At 67.6% G+C, this 16,452-nt stretch carries 16 protein-coding genes and 1 pseudogene; 10 read left to right on the top strand and 7 right to left on the bottom strand.

Annotated elements, in window-relative coordinates:
- Positions 1 to 138: 138 nt before the first annotated feature.
- Positions 139 to 1,017 carry a sterol desaturase family protein gene (locus ACFC0O_RS34810; RefSeq protein ID WP_375965617.1) on the top strand — a complete coding sequence of 293 codons (879 nt, stop codon included), beginning with the start codon at positions 139 to 141 and terminating at the stop codon, positions 1,015 to 1,017.
- 55 nt (positions 1,018 to 1,072) lie between these two features.
- Here the strand turns inward: ACFC0O_RS34810 and ACFC0O_RS34805 are convergent, their stop codons facing one another.
- The 4 genes from ACFC0O_RS34805 to ACFC0O_RS34790 all read right to left on the bottom strand — a co-directional run bounded on the left by ACFC0O_RS34805 (position 1,073) and on the right by ACFC0O_RS34790 (position 5,701).
- Complete coding sequence (locus tag ACFC0O_RS34805; protein ID WP_375965614.1) at positions 1,073 to 2,293, bottom strand: NADP-dependent malic enzyme; 1,221 nt, start codon at positions 2,291 to 2,293, stop codon at positions 1,073 to 1,075.
- A gap of 563 nt (positions 2,294 to 2,856) precedes the next feature.
- Positions 2,857 to 4,509: an FAD-binding protein gene (locus ACFC0O_RS34800; RefSeq protein ID WP_375965611.1), complete on the bottom strand. Its 1,653-nt coding sequence runs from the start codon at positions 4,507 to 4,509 to the stop codon at positions 2,857 to 2,859.
- A gap of 51 nt (positions 4,510 to 4,560) precedes the next feature.
- Complete coding sequence (locus tag ACFC0O_RS34795; protein ID WP_364639945.1) at positions 4,561 to 4,827, bottom strand: hypothetical protein; 267 nt, start codon at positions 4,825 to 4,827, stop codon at positions 4,561 to 4,563.
- A 19-nt stretch (positions 4,828 to 4,846) separates the two neighbouring features.
- A complete protein-coding gene (locus ACFC0O_RS34790; protein WP_364639948.1) occupies positions 4,847 to 5,701 on the bottom strand; it encodes a PHP domain-containing protein in 855 nt (284 codons plus the stop codon).
- Between the two features lie 108 nt (positions 5,702 to 5,809).
- Here ACFC0O_RS34790 and ACFC0O_RS34785 point away from each other — a divergent pair, with 108 nt between their 5' ends.
- Positions 5,810 to 6,880 carry a magnesium and cobalt transport protein CorA gene (locus ACFC0O_RS34785; protein ID WP_375966430.1) on the top strand — a complete coding sequence of 357 codons (1,071 nt, stop codon included), beginning with the start codon at positions 5,810 to 5,812 and terminating at the stop codon, positions 6,878 to 6,880.
- On the opposite strand, the gene ACFC0O_RS34780 is transcribed toward ACFC0O_RS34785, so the two are convergent.
- The 3 genes from ACFC0O_RS34780 to ACFC0O_RS34770 are packed head-to-tail and all read right to left on the bottom strand — an operon-like array spanning position 6,881 to position 8,927.
- Positions 6,881 to 7,456 carry a suppressor of fused domain protein gene (locus tag ACFC0O_RS34780; RefSeq protein ID WP_375965608.1) on the bottom strand — a complete coding sequence of 192 codons (576 nt, stop codon included), beginning with the start codon at positions 7,454 to 7,456 and terminating at the stop codon, positions 6,881 to 6,883.
- 3 nt (positions 7,457 to 7,459) lie between these two features.
- Positions 7,460 to 7,942: a general stress protein gene (locus tag ACFC0O_RS34775; protein ID WP_364639954.1), complete on the bottom strand. Its 483-nt coding sequence runs from the start codon at positions 7,940 to 7,942 to the stop codon at positions 7,460 to 7,462.
- Positions 7,943 to 7,991: 49 nt separating this feature from the next.
- On the bottom strand, positions 7,992 to 8,927 hold the full coding sequence (locus tag ACFC0O_RS34770; protein WP_375965605.1) for an HpcH/HpaI aldolase/citrate lyase family protein: 936 nt from the start codon (positions 8,925 to 8,927) through the stop codon (positions 7,992 to 7,994).
- Between the two features lie 72 nt (positions 8,928 to 8,999).
- On the opposite strand from ACFC0O_RS34770, the gene ACFC0O_RS34765 reads away from it, so the two are divergent.
- The 8 genes and pseudogenes from ACFC0O_RS34765 (at position 9,000) to ACFC0O_RS34730 (ending at position 16,447) form a co-directional block, all read left to right on the top strand.
- Positions 9,000 to 10,325 carry a magnesium transporter MgtE N-terminal domain-containing protein gene (locus ACFC0O_RS34765; RefSeq protein WP_375965603.1) on the top strand — a complete coding sequence of 442 codons (1,326 nt, stop codon included), beginning with the start codon at positions 9,000 to 9,002 and terminating at the stop codon, positions 10,323 to 10,325.
- Positions 10,322 to 10,909, top strand: a complete 588-nt coding sequence (locus ACFC0O_RS34760) for a DUF1003 domain-containing protein (protein WP_364639963.1) — start codon at positions 10,322 to 10,324, stop codon at positions 10,907 to 10,909. The genes ACFC0O_RS34765 and ACFC0O_RS34760 overlap by 4 nt, the downstream gene beginning before the upstream one ends.
- Before the next feature lie 156 nt (positions 10,910 to 11,065).
- Complete coding sequence (locus tag ACFC0O_RS34755) at positions 11,066 to 12,460, top strand: lytic transglycosylase domain-containing protein (protein WP_375965601.1); 1,395 nt, start codon at positions 11,066 to 11,068, stop codon at positions 12,458 to 12,460.
- Between the two features lie 310 nt (positions 12,461 to 12,770).
- Complete coding sequence (locus ACFC0O_RS34750) at positions 12,771 to 13,643, top strand: lytic transglycosylase domain-containing protein (protein ID WP_375965599.1); 873 nt, start codon at positions 12,771 to 12,773, stop codon at positions 13,641 to 13,643.
- Positions 13,644 to 13,789: 146 nt separating this feature from the next.
- The gene (locus tag ACFC0O_RS34745) at positions 13,790 to 14,926 is read left to right on the top strand and encodes an Mrp/NBP35 family ATP-binding protein (RefSeq protein ID WP_375965597.1); all 1,137 of its coding nucleotides are present in this window, start codon (positions 13,790 to 13,792) and stop codon (positions 14,924 to 14,926) included.
- Between the two features lie 91 nt (positions 14,927 to 15,017).
- Positions 15,018 to 15,317: pseudogene (locus tag ACFC0O_RS34740) on the top strand (DivIVA domain-containing protein); the annotation flags it as partial.
- Positions 15,318 to 15,538: 221 nt separating this feature from the next.
- Positions 15,539 to 16,114, top strand: coding sequence for a DNA-3-methyladenine glycosylase I (locus ACFC0O_RS34735; RefSeq protein ID WP_375965595.1), 576 nt, complete (start codon positions 15,539 to 15,541; stop codon positions 16,112 to 16,114).
- Positions 16,115 to 16,279: 165 nt separating this feature from the next.
- Complete coding sequence (locus ACFC0O_RS34730; protein ID WP_006554284.1) at positions 16,280 to 16,447, top strand: DUF3117 domain-containing protein; 168 nt, start codon at positions 16,280 to 16,282, stop codon at positions 16,445 to 16,447.
- The last annotated feature ends 5 nt before the right edge of the window (positions 16,448 to 16,452 follow it).

Here is a 16,452-nt window from a genome sequence, read left to right as displayed (position 1 = left end):
GCGCGACGGTACCCCCGAGACCCCCGATCCCCCGTGTGGGGGACGTGAAATCCCCCGTCGGCGCGACGATTCGGCGCGCCGGGCTGATTAGCGTCGAGATATGCCCGCCGAGCAGGAACTTCCCGTTCAGGAGTCCCCATGAGTCCAGACCTGTTCATATACGCCGTCCCGGCATTCCTGCTGCTCATGCTGGTGGAATGGTTTGCCGACCGCCGCGATCCGGATCGCCCCGCGAACGGCATGTCCGGCCGGGACCGCGCCTCCAACATCGCCACGTACACCATCGGCCGCTTCGTGAAACCGTTTGTGGCCCAGTTGATTCCGTTCTCGACGGTGGTGCTGGTCGCACACTTCACCCCGCTGCACCTGTCCCCGGGTGACTGGTGGGTGTGGGTGCTGGGCCTGATCGTGACGGATTTCTGCTACTACTGGGCGCATCGCGCCGACCACCGCGTGCGGCTGCTGTGGACCTCGCACAGCGTGCATCACTCCAGCCGGTTCTTCAATCTCTCCACCGCCATCCGGCTGCCGTGGGCGCATCCGATCGCGGCGCAGCTGCGCGGTATGTGCTGGATTCCGGCCGCGGCCCTGGGCTTCCCGGTGTGGATGATCTTCCTGCTCCAGACCATCGGCCTGCTGTACCAGTTCCCGATCCACACCCAGCGCATCGGCACCATGTGGCGGCCGATCGAATTCCTGTTCAACACCCCGGCGCACCATCGCGTGCACCACGGCTCCAACCAGCCGTACCTGGACACGAATTACGGTGGCGTCCTCATCATCTGGGATCGTCTGTTCGGCAGTTTCGCGGCCGAGTCCGAGCCCATCGCCTACGGCCTCACCAAGAACATCGGCACCGACAATCCGATCAAGGTGAACTACGCCGAACTCATGAACCTGGTTCGCGACGTCCGCACCGCCCGCACCTGGAAGGGCCGCGTCGCCTACATCTTCGGCCCGCCCGGCTGGACCGAATCCCCCACCGAACAACCCGTGAAAGAAGCCGTCCCCGTCTAACAGTTCGGCCCCCGCACCGGAAAGGTGCGGGGGCCGAATCGTTTACGGCTGCTGCCTACGCGACGCCCTCGGCACGCGCGGCCGCACCCACGGCCGCGGCGACGGCCGGGGCCACGCGCGGATCCAGCGGGCTGGGGATAATCCGATCCACGGCCAGCTCATCCGCGACCACCGCGAAGATGGCATCGGCGGCAGCCACCTTCATACCCTCGGTGATGCGACGCGCGCCCACATCCAGCGCGCCCTTGAAGACGCCCGGGAACGCGAGCACATTGTTGATCTGGTTCGGGAAGTCCGAACGACCGGTCGCCACGATGGCGGCGTACTTGGCGGCCACATCCGGGTGGATCTCCGGATCCGGGTTCGACATGGCGAACACGATGGACTCGGGCGCCATGGAGGCGATGAGCTCCTCGGCGACGGTGCCCGCGGACAGCCCCAGGAACACATCGGACCCGGCGAGCGCCTCGGCCGGACCACCGGTGATATTGCGCGGGTTGGTGCGCTCGGCCAGTTCGGCCTTCACATCGTTGAGGTCGCCGCGGTCCCGGCTCACGATGCCCTTGGAGTCGAGCACCACGATGTCCGAGACACCGGCGGCCAGCAGGATATTGGTGCACGCCACACCGGCCGCGCCCGCACCGGACACGACCACCTTGAGAGCGGACATATCGCGACCCTGCACCGCGGCAGCGCCCTTGAGGGCGGCCAGCACCACAATGGCGGTGCCGTGCTGATCGTCATGCATGACGGGGCAATCCAGCGCCTCGATAACGCGCTTCTCGATTTCGAAGCAGCGCGGGGCCGAGATGTCCTCGAGATTGACCGCGCCGAAGCTCGGACGCAGCAGAATCAGCGTTTCGACGATCTTGTCGACATCTTTGGTGTCGAGCACGATCGGAATGGAATCCAGTCCGGCGAACTTCTTGAACAGGGCCGCCTTGCCCTCCATCACCGGCAGCGAGGCGCGCGGGCCGATATCGCCCAGGCCCAGCACCGCGGTGCCGTCCGAGACGACCACGACCAGGCGCTCGGCCCAGGTGTAGGTCTTGGCGAGGGATTCGTCGGCGTGGATGCCACGGCAGACCTGCGCCACACCCGGGGTGTAAGCGATCGAGAGGTCGCGCTGGGTCTCCAGCGGCGCGGTGAGTTCGACCGAGAGCTTGCCGCCCAGGTGGCCCGCGAAAATCTCTTCCGTGGTGATGTCGGAAAGGTTCGCAGTATTGGTCGCGGGGTTTGCCGTGGGGGCATTCACTGCTTCAGTCACGGATGACACGATTTCACTCCATCTCGGTGCGGACTCAACCGTTTGACGGTTACCGTTCGGTAATAGGTAATGGGGGTTTCGATACTCGTTTTTCGGGCGCGTCGGCCATCACCGCGGGCCACTTCGAAAACCTTGCCACCACATCGTGGCAATGGGCACAAAGTATTACCGATCGCGGGAAGCGTGTCTGCGGACAGACAACACGGCGCTGCACAGATCGTCGAGCTGGAACCGGACGGGTGGTCCGGGCGATATCGCCGGGGTGATCAGAGTCAACCCGCGCGTCGCGGACCGTAATCACCGAGTGGCCCCGGACCGGGCGGTGGCTGCGGCCGGGGGTCGTCACATTCTGCCAGTAGCGTCGACGACGCGCCAAATCGCCCCCGGCCCATCGCGCGCGTTCACCATCAACGAAGCCTAGGTGAGCCGAATCACCCGCAGGTTAAGGGAAACTCGCACGTCCGGCCGCGACTGCGGAGAACTGTCACAACCCGATACCGCCCGCCGCCGTGAGCTGTCGCGCCCGATTGGCAGCGGCGCGGTGAGATCGAGCCCGAACCGAGCCTTGCGAATCAGGACGCCTCGGGCGCGGCGCTTTCCACGGGTCCGCGCATGGTGCGCGGCGCTGCGGTGCGCTCGGGCCGCACCCAGACGCTGTCGAGACCGCCGGTGAGCAGGCGGACGCGCCAATCATCGGTCCCGCCCGGATGATCCGTGCGGCGGTGCATACCGCGGGTTTCGGTGCGGGCCAGCGCGCTGTATTTGGTCCAGCGCGCCACCGCCAGCAGGGCAGCGGCCTGGCGGGCGTGCAGCCTGGTCGCGCCCTTGCCGCCGAGGTCGTATTCGACGCCGGGCCACATACCGTCGAGTTCGCCGATGCTGTCCCGCAGGCTCCCGTCACTGCGCCAGTAGCTGCGGCGCAGCGGCAGCGTGTGCTCCTGCACCAGCCCGACCACCGCGCGCGGATCGATGCGCGCCCGATCGGTGAGCCCGACCCCCGGAACCGGGCGTGTCTTACCGAGTTTGCGGCGATTGCCCGCGAACCGCGCCGCCGCCTGTCCCGCCCACACCCCCGAGGACACCGCCCACGCCCCGTGCTGACCGCCGACCCCGGACACCGCACCGGTCACCGGTTCCCGCGTGGTCACATCGCCCGCGCCGAAGAGTCCGGGAACCGTGGTGGCGCAATCGGGTCCGGCCAGCCGCAGCCCACCGGTCCCGCGCACCGTCCCCTCCAGCACCGCACGCAGCGGCACCCGCCCCGACCAGCCCGAATTCGCTTGCGCCAGTAGGTCCTCCGGCCCGGCCTCCGGGCGCGGTCCGAACGGCTGCTCATCGGGGCCGCCGAGCAGCGCGCTCACATCGGAGAGTTCGTCGAGTGCGGCGTAGACGCGCCGCCCGTCGGCGATGGCGGCGAACGCCTGGGCCCGCGACCCCGCGCCCTGATCGCAGAGCACCGAGCGCGATTCGTCGTAGAGCGTCGCGAAATGCCGGACCTGATCGGCCGGGAACGCACCCGGCGGGCGCTGGCCCGATACCGAGGCGGGTCCCGAAACACCGGCCGGGACAAGCGAATACGCGTTGGAGAACTCCATTCCGGACAGTTCCGCCCCGGCCTCGGCGCCCATCAGCAGACCGTCACCGGTATCCACATCGGTGCCCGCGCCGCCGGAGAGGAAGGCGCAGCCGCCGGTGGCGATGATCACGGCCTTGGCATGCGCGGACCAACTGCGGAAATCGCCCTGCAGCGCCACCCCGGCCGCACCCGAGACCACCCCGTCGGCATCGGTGATCAGCTGCAACGCCGGATGATGATCGAGAATCCGCACCCCGGCGACGATCATGCTGCGGCGCAGTCGCCCGAGATATTTCGGTCCGTCCAGGTGCACCCGGGTGGGCCGTGCGGAGCCGTCGCCGTGTGATCGGAGTCCCCCGTGCACGAGCTGTCCGACACGCCGGTGCGTCTCCTCCAGCACCCGGTACATCCATTCCGGATCGCCGAGCCCGCCGCCGTGCGCGAAGCTCTCGGCCACCGCGTCATCGCGCAACCGGCCGGGCGGGATGTTCCAGAGTGTCGCGCCCGCGCGCGCGGTGGGGCCGCTGGAACCGCAACGGGCCTTGTCGACCAGTAGGACGCGGGCGCCCGCGGTCGCCGCGGCGAGCGCGGCCCAGGCCCCGGCGGGACCGCCTCCCAGCACGAGCACATCCGCGTCGAATTCGGTCATATCGACAAATGTTCGTCGACCGTTCAACTGCTCGCAACTGTTATGCGTATTTCAATTCCACCACTGTGTCCACAACAACATTCCAGCTACCGCAAAAACTATCGCACATCCGGAAAAAGCCGCAATTCCCTGACGTCTATCAGCAAATACCTGGGCGGTCACAATCACCACCGCCGCACCGATATGCCACGCCAGATCGGAAGCCCCGGGGCCCGGAAAATCACGCTGCGCACCCATGATCGCCGCGCCGACGACCGTCAGCACCAGGATCACCGTGCCGCCCGCGATGAGTCCGCTCAGACCCCGGAGCACCTTCATACCGTCACGCCCGTCCCGATCATGCGGTGATCACCGGAACCCCGCTCGCCTTGCCCACCAGCTCCTCGAATTGCGCCGGGTCCGTGGTGAATTCGCCGAGCCGGATGGTCTTGTTGCGACCGTGGTAGTCCGAGGACCCGGTGGTGAGCAGGCCGAGTTCGGCGGCCAGCCCGGCCAGCACCTCGCGGTCCGCGGCGCTGTGATCGGGATGATCGAGTTCCAGACCGCCCAGGCCGAGCGCGGTCAGCTCACGAATGTGGTCCAGCGCCAGCAGCCGGCCGCGCTTGCGGGCGCGCGCGTGCGCCACCACGCTCACCCCGCCCGCCGCCTGCACCATCTCCACCGCGCGCTGCAGCGGTGTATCGGCCTTCTCCACGTAGTACCGGCCGTCCGAGGCCAGCAGATCCTGGAACGCCGCGTCGACCGTCGGCACCACGCCCGCCTCCACCAGCGCCCGCGCCAGATGCGGGCGGCCCGCCGACGGTCCCGCGGACGCCATCACCGCGTCCGGATCCACCGGCAGGCCGTCGGCCGCCATCTGCTCGGCCATGGCCCGCAATCGGATGATGCGTTCACCGCGCAGGCGCTCGCGCTCCTGCGCGAAGACGTCGTCGGCGGGATCGAACAGGTACGCCAGCAGGTGCACCGCGACCGGCCAGCCGTCCTCGCCCCGGCCCACGCACGACATCTCCATACCGCGCACCAGCGTGAGCCCCGGGGGCAGCGCGTCCACCGCCTCGGCCCAGCCCGCGGTGGTGTCGTGATCGGTCAGAGCGACCACGTCCAGTCCGGCGGCCGCGGCATTGCGGATCAACTCGGCCGGAGTGTCGGTGCCGTCGGAGGCATTGGAATGGGTGTGGAGATCGATGCGCACACGGTCCATCTTGCACGCGGCCCGCCGCCGATCCCGGGCAGCCGGTCTGGAGCGCGCGCATCGCGAGCGCGGCGAGTCCCGCGAACTAGACTCCGGCAGGTGTCCTCGATACCGCAATTGCCCTCCTTCCGCTGGCCGACCCGGACACCGGCGCATCCGCATCCGGCCAAGCCGAAGCACGGCGCGAACGTGGTCATCGACTGTGCGGTGTACGTGGACGGCAAACGGCTGACGGCGCACTGCACCTATGACGAAGCGCTGGCCGAGGTGCGCAGGCGCGGTGAGGGTTATGTCTGGCTGGGCCTGCTCGAACCCAGCACCGGGCTGATGACCGATGTGGCGAAATCCTTCGGTCTGCACGAGCTCGCCGTCGAGGACGCGGTGAGCGCGCATCAGCGGCCCAAACTCGAACGCTACGACGACATCCTGTTCCTGGTGCTGCGCACGGTCAGCTATCACGTGCACGAACTCAACAGCGTCAGCGAGATCGTGGACACCGGCGAGATCATGATCTTCCTCGGCCCGGATTTCGTGATCACCGTGCGGCACGGCGATCACAGCGGATTGGCCGGTGTGCGCAGGGAATTGGAGTCGACGCCGAAACAGCTGGCACTCGGCCCGAGCGCGGTGCTGCACGCGGTCACCGACAATGTCGTGGACACCTACACCGAGGTCACCGCGGCCATCGAGGATGATGTGGACGCCATGGAGGAGGCGGTGTTCACGCCGGCCGCCGATATCATCATCGAGGCCATCTACCAGCTCAAGCGCGAGGTGGTGGAATTGCGGCGCGCAGTGAAACCCCTTGCGCTGCCGCTGCAATTGCTCACCCACGACCCGAAACTGCCGCTGCCCGCGGAGATTCGGCGCTATATGCGCGATGTCACCGATCACCACACGGCCGTCACCGAACAGATCATCGACTTCAACGAATCGCTCAGCGCGCTCATCAATGCCGCGCTGGCGAAGGTGAGCGTGCAGCAGAACACCGATATGCGAAAGATTTCCGCGTACGCGGCCATGGCGGCGGTGCCGACCATGATCGCGGGCATCTACGGCATGAACTTCGACCACATGCCGGAATTGCGGTGGACCTTCGGTTATCCGCTGGTGTTCGGCATCATGGTGCTGCTGTGCGCCGGGCTCTACGTGAACTTCCACCGCAACAAGTGGTTGTGATTACAGCGAGGCCGCACCGCGATCCGCGTCGCGCACATCGATTTTCGCCTCGGTCCAGGCCTCGCGCAGTGCCGCGGCCCCGCGAATGCGCACCCAGGCCGCCTCGGTCGCGGTGATCGGCGTCGCGGCCAGAAAGCGTACGGGCTCAGCGGGTTCGGGCAATTCCACGGCGGGAATATCGCTCTCGCCGAGCAGTACCGCGGTGAACGGCGCACCGGACCAGATCGGTTCGCCCATATCCAGCAGCGCATCGGCCTGCAGCACAATGCCTTCCACCGACGGTGAGGCCACCAGCACGGCCAGCGTCTTGGTGAGCCCGCTGCCCGCACCCACCCCGCCGCGCAGGGTCAGCGCCAATTCCGCGCGCGGCCCGCGCACCGGATCGGCAAGTGCCGCAGTCGGATCCGTCATGGGGTGGCGGGAGCCGCCGAGTGTCACGTAGTGCACCAGATCGCCATCGGGAATCCGCAGGATATCGATGGGCTCCAGCCCGAGAAAGGTCACCGACGCGGCGTCGGCGGTTGCCACACCGAAATGCCCGAGCACCCCGGCCCGGACCGTATTGATCACATCCATGAGCTAGATGGCCAGCCTGGCGAGCATGTCCCGGGCCTGTTCGGCGGCCTTCGGATCGCACAGCACGTCATAGCGCCCGGCCACCAACTGCATGGTGGAGGCGAAATCGCGCTGTCCGCGGGTGGCGGCGTACGGGATGGTGGTGGAGATGACGCCGAAGACGATGCCGCCGATCAGGCCGACCAGAATCGCACCGCTGGAGGAGAACAGGCTCAGCAGCAGGCCGATGAACAGGCCCAGCCAGGCGCCCGACACCACACCGCCGCCGATGACCTTGCCCCAGGTCAGGCGGTAGAGCACGCGTTCGACCTGCATGAGGTCGACGCCGACGATGGTCACGTTCTCGACCGGGAAGGAATTGTCGGCCAGGTAGTCGACGGCGCGCTGGGCCTCGGCGTAGGTCGGATAGGAGCCGACCGGCCAGCCGGACGGTGGCGTCGGCAGGCCCGGACGGTTCCGGCTCGCGTTCCCCAAGGGATTCGTCATATCTCCATCATGCTATTTCGGCGTGTCGGACGGGGCCGCGCAGCGCCGATTACGGCGAAACCGTGGTGCGAGTCATTTTCGCAGCTCGTCCTTTATCAGCGATCACCTGCGCCATCTTGGCGCTGGCCTCGTCGATCATCTCGTCGCCGAGCATGACCGCGCCCCGGGCTCCGCCCGCGGCCGACGTGTGAAAAGCGTACGCGTCCAGAATTTCCTCGGCGCGGTCGTAGTCCGCCTGACGTGGGCTGAAGATCTCGTTACCGGCCGCGATCTGATCCGGATGCAGCACCCATTTGCCGTCGAAACCCAGTGCGGCCGTGCGAGAGGCGTTGCGGCGGAAGCCTTCCACATCGCGCACCGCCAGGTACGGGCCGTCGATGGCCTGGAGTCCGTGCGCGCGGGCGGCGAGCAGGATCGTCATATAGATGTGGTGATACGCGTCACCGGGCTCGTACCCCTCGGGCTGTTCGCCGACGACCAGGGTGCGCATATTGATCGAGGCCATGAAATCGGCCGGGCCGAACACCAGGGTCTGCACGCGCGGGCTCGCGGTGGCGATGGCGTCGATATTGCGCAGCCCCAGCGCGTTCTCGATCTGCGGTTCGATGCCGATCCGCCCGACCGGCAGCCCGTTGGTCTTCTCCAGCTGGGTCAGCAGCAGGTCCAGGGCCTGCACCTGGCCGGCGTCGGTGACCTTGGGCAGCAGCAGCGCGTCGATGCGGTCGCCCGCGCCGTCCACCACGGCGATGACATCGGCGTAGGTGTGCTCGGTGGTCCAATCATTGACCCGCACAACGCGAATCTGCTCGCCCCAGCCGTCCGAGTTCAGCGCGGCCACGATATTGGCGCGGGCCTGCGCCTTGGCCGCGGGCGCGACCGCGTCCTCGAGGTCGAGGAACACCTCGTCCGCGGCCAGCCCCTTGGCCTTCTCGATCATTCGGGGGTTACTGCCGGGGACGGCGAGCACCGTACGGCGCGATGTCATGAGTCACTCCTTCTACGTCCGCGCTCGTGGCGCGACATTTCGGGCAGCCCGGACCCACTAGCCTTGACACTCATGGCAGCGACGAGAGTTTTCGCCGCCCGGCTCGCGGGCTTGGTGGTATTGGGACCGGACGGGGAGTCTATCGGCCGCGTCCGCGACCTGGTGATCTCCATCCGCTATGACCAGCGGCAGCCGCGTGTGCTCGGCGTGCTCGTCGAACTACCAACGCGCAAACGGATTTTCGTGCCGATGCTGCGGGTGCAGGCGATCGATCCGGGTGCGGTGACACTGACCACCGGCACCATCAGCGTGCGGCGTTTCGAACAGCGCGCGAGCGAGATGCTCGCCATCGCACAGATTCTCGATTCGACGGTGCGGGTCGACGATCCGGAACTGCCGCAGCTGGCCGATACCGAGGTGGTGGTGGTCGATCTCGGCATCGAACAGTCCCGCACCCGCGATTACGTGGTCTCCCGGGTCGCGGTGCGCGAACGGCGGCGGCTCGGCGTCGGTTTCGGGCGGCGCGGGGCGGTGCACGTGGTGGATTGGGCGCAGGTGCGCGGGCTCACCCAGACAGAGCTGAACCTGCCCGGACAGGACGTCACCCAGCTGCTCACCCAGTTCGAGGGCATGCGGCCCGCGGATGTGGCGCATCTGCTGCGCGAGTTGCCGCGCAAGCGCCGGATCGAGGTGGCGGCCGCGTTCGACGATGAGCGACTCGCCGATGTGGTGCAGGAATTGCCGGAAGCCGATCAGGTGGAGCTGCTGGAGCAGCTCGGCGTGGAGCGCGCGGCCGATCTGCTCGAGGCGATGGATCCGGACGACGCGGCCGACCTGCTCGGCGAATTGCCCGAGGGGGAAGCGGAATCGCTTCTGGCGCTTATGGATCCGGAGGATTCCGAACCGGTCCGGCGACTGCTCGAATTCGCGCCGTACACCGCCGGTGGTCTGATGACCTCCAAGCCGGTGGTGCTCACTCCGGCCACCACCGTCGCCGAGGCGCTCGCCCGCATCCGCGATCCCGAGCTGACGCCCGCACTGGCCACCATGGCGTTCGTGGTGCGGCCGCCGACCGCCACACCGACCGGTCGCTATCTCGGCTGCGTGCACTTTCAGCAACTGCTGCGCGAACCTCCGGCGAACCTGGTCGGCGGCATTGTCGACGCCGATCTGGTGCGATTGCGGCCCGAGGCCCCGCTCACCGCCGTGACCCGGTATTTCGCTACCTACAATCTGGTGTGCGGTCCGGTCGTGGACGCGGAGAATCATCTATTGGGGGCGGTCACCGTGGACGATGTGCTCGACCATCTGCTGCCCGAGGACTGGCGCGAACAGGATCAGGACAATCACGATATGCACGGCGTTCCGCTGATCGACGGCACCGGAGGCCGCGCATGACCGATCGCACCGAGAAGTCCAACGCCCGCCAGCGCCTGGAATCGCCGATGGAGACCCGCTTCCGCGGATTCGATTGGGACGCAGAGGCTCTCGCGCGCAGTAGTGAACGGGTCGCGCGCTTCCTCGGCACCGGCCGCTATCTGGTGATCCAGACGGTGATCGTGATCGTCTGGATTCTGCTCAATGTGTTCGCGCTGCGGCTGCAGTGGGACCCGTACCCGTTCATCCTGTTGAATCTGGCGTTCTCCACCCAGGCCGCCTACGCCGCGCCGCTCATCCTGCTGGCACAGAACCGGCAGGACAACCGCGACCGCGTGGCACTCGAGGAGGATCGCGCGCGATCAGCCCAGACAAAAGCCGATACCGAATTTCTGGCGCGCGAGCTCGCTTCGCTGCGACTCGCCGTCGGCGAGGTGGCGACCCGTGACTATCTGCGCCGAGAGTTGGATGATGTCAAGGATGCGCTGGTCAGGTTGGAGAAACTGGCCACCGACGGCGAGATCGTGAAGGAGCGGAAACCGAAGAAGAGTAGCGATCGAAAGAGGGCGGAGGTCGCAATTTCGCCGCAAAAAGATGGCGACTAACCGCACAAGCTGTACCCAACAAGCTTACGGATGGGTAACCTGGATCACGTTGTTCCGAGCGACCGACCCAGACACCCGCATTTTGCGGCCGTCGTCACCGGGAAACGGCCGCACGACTGAGGGGATTGTGTGGTGGGCAAGAGAATATCTGCACCGGTGACCGCATCGGCGCTGCTGATTGCGGGCCTGGTCACCGCGGGTTCGGCCACCAACACCACAGTGCACACCGAGGCGCCGCAGGCAGCGCCCGAAGCGCTTCTGGCGGCCGCCGCGTCCGATACCGGATCCGGAAACGCCGTCCAGAACGCCTCGGATCAGACCGTCGGGCTGGTGCCCGCCGCGCCCGAGGCGCCCCGCAAACTCAGCGCAATGACCCCGCCCGCTGACGGCAGGCTCGGCGGCAATGTGCAGCTGCAGAACATCGCGCTGCCCGGCGGCACCGGCGCGCTCGGCATCCCCGAGCTGGTGCTGGCCGCCTACCGCAATGCCGAACTGGCACTGGAATCCTCGACGCCCGGCTGCGGGCTGCCGTGGAATCTGCTCGCCGGTATCGGGCGCATCGAATCGCTGCACGCCAGCGGCGGCCGCACCGATGCCGCGGGCACCACCATCTCGCCCATCTACGGTCCGGCGCTGGATGGCACCCTGCCCGGCAACGAGGTCATCAAGGCCACCAACGGCGGCTATGTGCGCGCCGTCGGACCCATGCAGTTCCTGCCGAGCACCTGGGCCAACTACGCCTCGGACGGTAACGGCGACGGCGTCTCCGATCCGAACAATGTCTTCGACGCGGCGCTCGCGGCGGGCAAATACCTGTGCTCGGGCGGATTGGATCTGCGCGATCCGGCCCAGCAGCTGCGCGCGGTGCTGCGCTACAACAACTCGATGTCGTACGCGGCCAATGTGCTCAGCTGGTCGAACGCGTACAAGACCGGCGGGACGCCCTCGGCCGTGAACATCTCCGCGGACATGATCCCGCCCGGCGCGCTCACCGCCGGACCGGATATGACGGCGGCCTCGGTCAATATCCCGGCCACCACCACGACCACCACCACGGACGCGCCGCCGAGCACCACTCGGCAGACGCCCACCCAGGTGATGATCAATATCCCGGGCCTGCCGCCCATTCCGTGCGGCATCTTCTGCCCCGCGCCCGTGGTGCCCGCGAATCCCTGTGAGTCCGTGAACCTTCCGCCCACCGAGACCAAGCCGGACGCCAAGCCCGAGGACGGCGTCCAGGTCGGCGCGCAGGACAAGACCGATCAGGACAAGGCGGCCGGCGAACAGCAGTTCGGGCCGGACGGCAAGCCGATCGAGAAGACCACCACCTGCGCCCAGCCGCAGCAGCAGGATCCGGCCGCGCAGGCGCAACAGCAGCAGCCGAACAATCAGCCCGCGCAGCCCGCCAAGACCGATGAGGCCGCGCCCCCCGCGCCGGAGCCCGCGCCCGCACCGGAATCGGTGGATCCGACCACCCCGGCCCCGGGCATCACGCTCCCGTTCGGCATCACCATTCCGCTGCCCGCGCCGCCCGCCCCGGCGGTGCCGTAATCCATTGCGGCCGTTGGCCTCATCCGCCGACGTCCGGAGAGTTACAGTTGAAGACCGATATTCGGCCGCAGCCCCGGGGCTGCGGCCGAGTCGTATCGGTACGGGTGCGACAGCTGTCCGGTACAGGCGCGAAAGTTCGTCCGGCACAGGCACGACAGGCTGTCCCATTGACGCCTTTAACCACTCAGGCGTAATCGAATCATCAGGAAAGATTACGAAGTAGTAACGGAACGGTCTCGAATGATGTAGCTTGGTCCTCACTGCGTCAACCGGTTCGCGAGAACCGACGGCAATGGAGGGTCAGCACCAAGTGGGACGTCATCGCAAGCCCCCGGTTCCGACGATTCGCCGCGGATCGGTCATCGCCCTCACCAGTCTCGTCCCGGCGGTGGGCGCCACCATCTCCGGCGCGGCGGACAGCGGCAATATCGTCAGCGGCCTGACTTCCGCTCTCCAGCACGAGTTCTCGTCCGACGCGGACGCGGCGCTACCCAGACCCGAGGCGGCCGCCGCGCCGGTCGCCGTCCCGGAAGTCATGCTCCGCGAGGCCAAACAGGTTGTGCCCGTTGGCCCCCCGGTGGTCAAGACAGTCGCTCTACCCGAGGGCCGCGTGCCCGCCGCCCTGCCCGCCGGCCCGATCGGAATGCCCGGCATCGCGGAAAACGCCTATCAGAACGCGGAACGCATTCTGGCCGTGGAGAATCCGGCCTGCGCCATGCCGTGGTCCCTGCTCGCCGGTATCGGCCGGGTCGAATCCACGCACGCCTTCGGCGGTAAAGCCGACGCGGACGGCAACCCCATCGATCCGGTCTACGGCCCGGTTCTGGACGGCAGCCTCTGGGGCAACAATGTCGTGCACGACACCGACGGCGGTGAACTCGACGGCCTCGCCGGTTACGACCGCGCCATCGGCCCCATGCAGTTCCTGCCGCAAACCTGGAAGCACTACGCCGCGGACGGTAACGGCGACGGCATCGCCGATCCGCAGAACCTCTTCGACGCCGCTCTCACCGCGGGCAAATACCTCTGCTCCGGCAATCTCGATATGCGCGATCCGGCGCAGCAGACCCGGGCCATCCTGCGCTACAACAACTCCATGGCCTACGTCGCCAACGTGATGGCCTGGGAAACCGCCTACTCCACCGGGATCGCCCCCGGCGCTTCCGCCCTCCCCCGCATCTGAGCCGACGCCCGTCGTCGCCGCGCGGTGCCCGTGTCAGCGGTGAGGCCCCGGCGCAAGCAGCTCGGGGCGGCCGAATCGTTCCCCGCCGATGGGCGCGAGGCGGTCCCCGTGACAGCGCGGCTGGCCCGAACTCCTAAGCTTTCGGTATGCCAGTGGTAACGGAATTGGATGTGCGGGGCGCGCTCGCGAAGGTGAACGACCCGGAGATCCGGAAACCGATCACCGAGTTGGGCATGGTGAAGAGCGTCGAGGTCGGCGCGGACGGCAGCGTTCAGGTCGTCGTCTATCTGACCACCTCGGCGTGCCCGATGAAGGGGCAGATCACCGAGCGGGTCACCAAGGCCGTCAATGACGTGCCCGGCGTCGGCGCGATCAATGTGTCCCTCGATGTGATGAACGATGAACAGCGGACCGAACTGCGCAAGAAATTGCGCGGCGACAATGCCGAACCGGTCATCCCGTTCGCCCAGCCGGGCTCGCTGACCCGCGTGTACGCGGTCGCCTCCGGTAAGGGCGGCGTCGGAAAGTCCAGTGTCACCGTGAATCTCGCGGCCGCCATGGCCGCCAAGGGCCTGTCGGTCGGCGTGCTGGACGCGGATATCTACGGACATTCCGTGCCGCGCATGCTGGGCACCGATCAGCGGCCCACCCAGGTCGAGCGAATGATCATGCCGCCCATCGCACATGACGTGAAGCTCATCTCCATCTCCATGTTCACCCAGGGCAATACGCCCGTGGTGTGGCGCGGCCCGATGCTGCACCGCGCACTGCAGCAGTTCCTCGCCGATGTGTTCTGGGGCGATCTGGACATCCTGCTGCTGGATCTGCCGCCGGGCACCGGCGATGTCGCCATCTCGCTCGCCCAGCTGATCCCGAACGCGGAGATCCTGGTCGTCACCACCCCGCAGCTGGCCGCCGCCGAGGTCGCCGAGCGCGCGGGATCCATTGCGCTGCAAACCCGCCAGCGCATCGCGGGCGTGGTGGAGAACATGTCCTGGCTGGATCTGCCCGACGGTTCGCGCATGGAGCTGTACGGCTCCGGCGGCGGACAGACCGTGGCGGACAACCTGACTCGCGCGGTCGGCGCGAATGTGCCGCTGCTGGGCCAGATTCCGATCGAACAGGAACTGCGCGAGGCGGGCGACGAGGGCACCCCGATCGTGCTGTCCGCCCCGGAAAGCGCCTCCGGCAAGGCCCTGCTCGAAATCGCCGACAAACTCGCGGTCCGCCGCCGCGGCCTGGCGGGCATGTCGCTCAACATCGACACCACTCGCCACCTGTAGCGAGAAACGCTCGGCTGCGGGCGAATTCGACGGCTGATTTCCGCCGGGGTGAGATGTGGCCGCGCCCCGGTCGGCACCTAAGCTCGGGAGCATGCTCACGCTGCTTCTGTACGTGCTGATCGTCGGCCTGGTAGCCGCCCTGCTGTTCCTGGTCGTCAGCGCGCTGTTCGGACGGTCGGAAGAGCTCGGCCCGCTACCGGAGAACACCACCGCGACGGTCCTGCCCGCCGAGGGCATCAGCGGGGCGGATGTGCGCGCGCTGCGCTTCCAGCAGGTGATCCGCGGCTACAAGGCGGGCGAGGTCGACTGGGCCCTCACCCGCCTGGCGGCGCGCATCGACGAACTCGAAACCCAGCTGGCGCACGCCCGCTCCGGCAACCATCTCGCGGGTATCGCCGTATCGCCCAATGGCGCTCCGATTCCCGCCGAACCACCCGCACCCCGCCGGATGGCCCCGGACGCGCTCTCCGGCGCAGCCGCGCCCGTTCCCGAGGTGCTCCCCGCCGCCGACCCGACCCCGCTCCCGGGCGACCACGGCGTGAGTGGCCAACCCGCCGTGCCGAGCCCGGCGGCCGAGCCCGGCACCCCCGGCAGCACCGAGCCGGGTGCGCGATGACCGCGGCGGCCGAACCGAGTGACGGCCGGACCCGCTGCGGGTGGGCCGACGGGTCGCAGTTGTATCGGGATTACCACGATCAGGAGTGGGGTCGCCCGCTGCACGGGGATGACGCCCTGTTCGAGCGGGTGTGCCTGGAGGCGTTCCAGTCGGGGCTGGCGTGGATCACGATTCTGCGCAAGCGCCCGGCCTTCCGCGCGGCGTTCGACGGGTTCGTGATCGAGCGGGTGGCGGAGTTCGGGGACGCGGATGTGGAACGCCTGATGGCCGATCCGGGCATAGTTCGCAATAGCGCCAAAATCCACGCCAGCATCCACAACGCGCGGGTTGCTCGCGACCTGGGACGATCCCTGGACGAGCTGCTCTGGTCCTTCGCCCCGGCCCCGGGAAAGCGGCCACGCACCCTGGCCGATGTGCCCGCCGTCACGGTCGAATCCACCGCTCTCGCAAAAGAACTGAAGCGGCTCGGATTCAAGTTCGTAGGACCCACTACTGCGTACGCACTCATGCAGGCGACGGGGATGGTAGACGATCACATCGCCGATTGCTGGGTGAATGTCAGGACTCCATGAACGCCACAACGGTCGGTTTTTGGAACTCAGGTACCCGCCCCGATCCGCGATAGGGAAGAATGGTCATGGTGTAGCCCGCCACATGTCGGCGGGCTGCCTGGTTGGTGACAACTGGAGTTCCATGAAAGTGCGCAGATATTCGCGCAGATCTGGAGGGAGCAGAGGATGGCGGCCATGAAGCCCCGCACCGGGGACGGTCCCCTCGAGGCAACCAAGGAAGGGCGTGGAATCGTCATGCGGGTTCCACTCGAGGGTGGCGGGCGTTTGGTCGTCGAGCTCACGCCGGAGGAAGCTGCGGCACTGGGTGACGAACTCAAGAGTGTCACCAGCTAGTTGCC

The sequence above is a fragment of the Nocardia sp. NPDC056100 genome (genome assembly GCF_042266325.1).
In the GTDB taxonomy this organism is placed as follows: Bacteria; Actinomycetota; Actinomycetes; order Mycobacteriales; family Mycobacteriaceae; genus Nocardia.
This window is presented reverse-complemented; position numbering and strand designations above follow the sequence as displayed.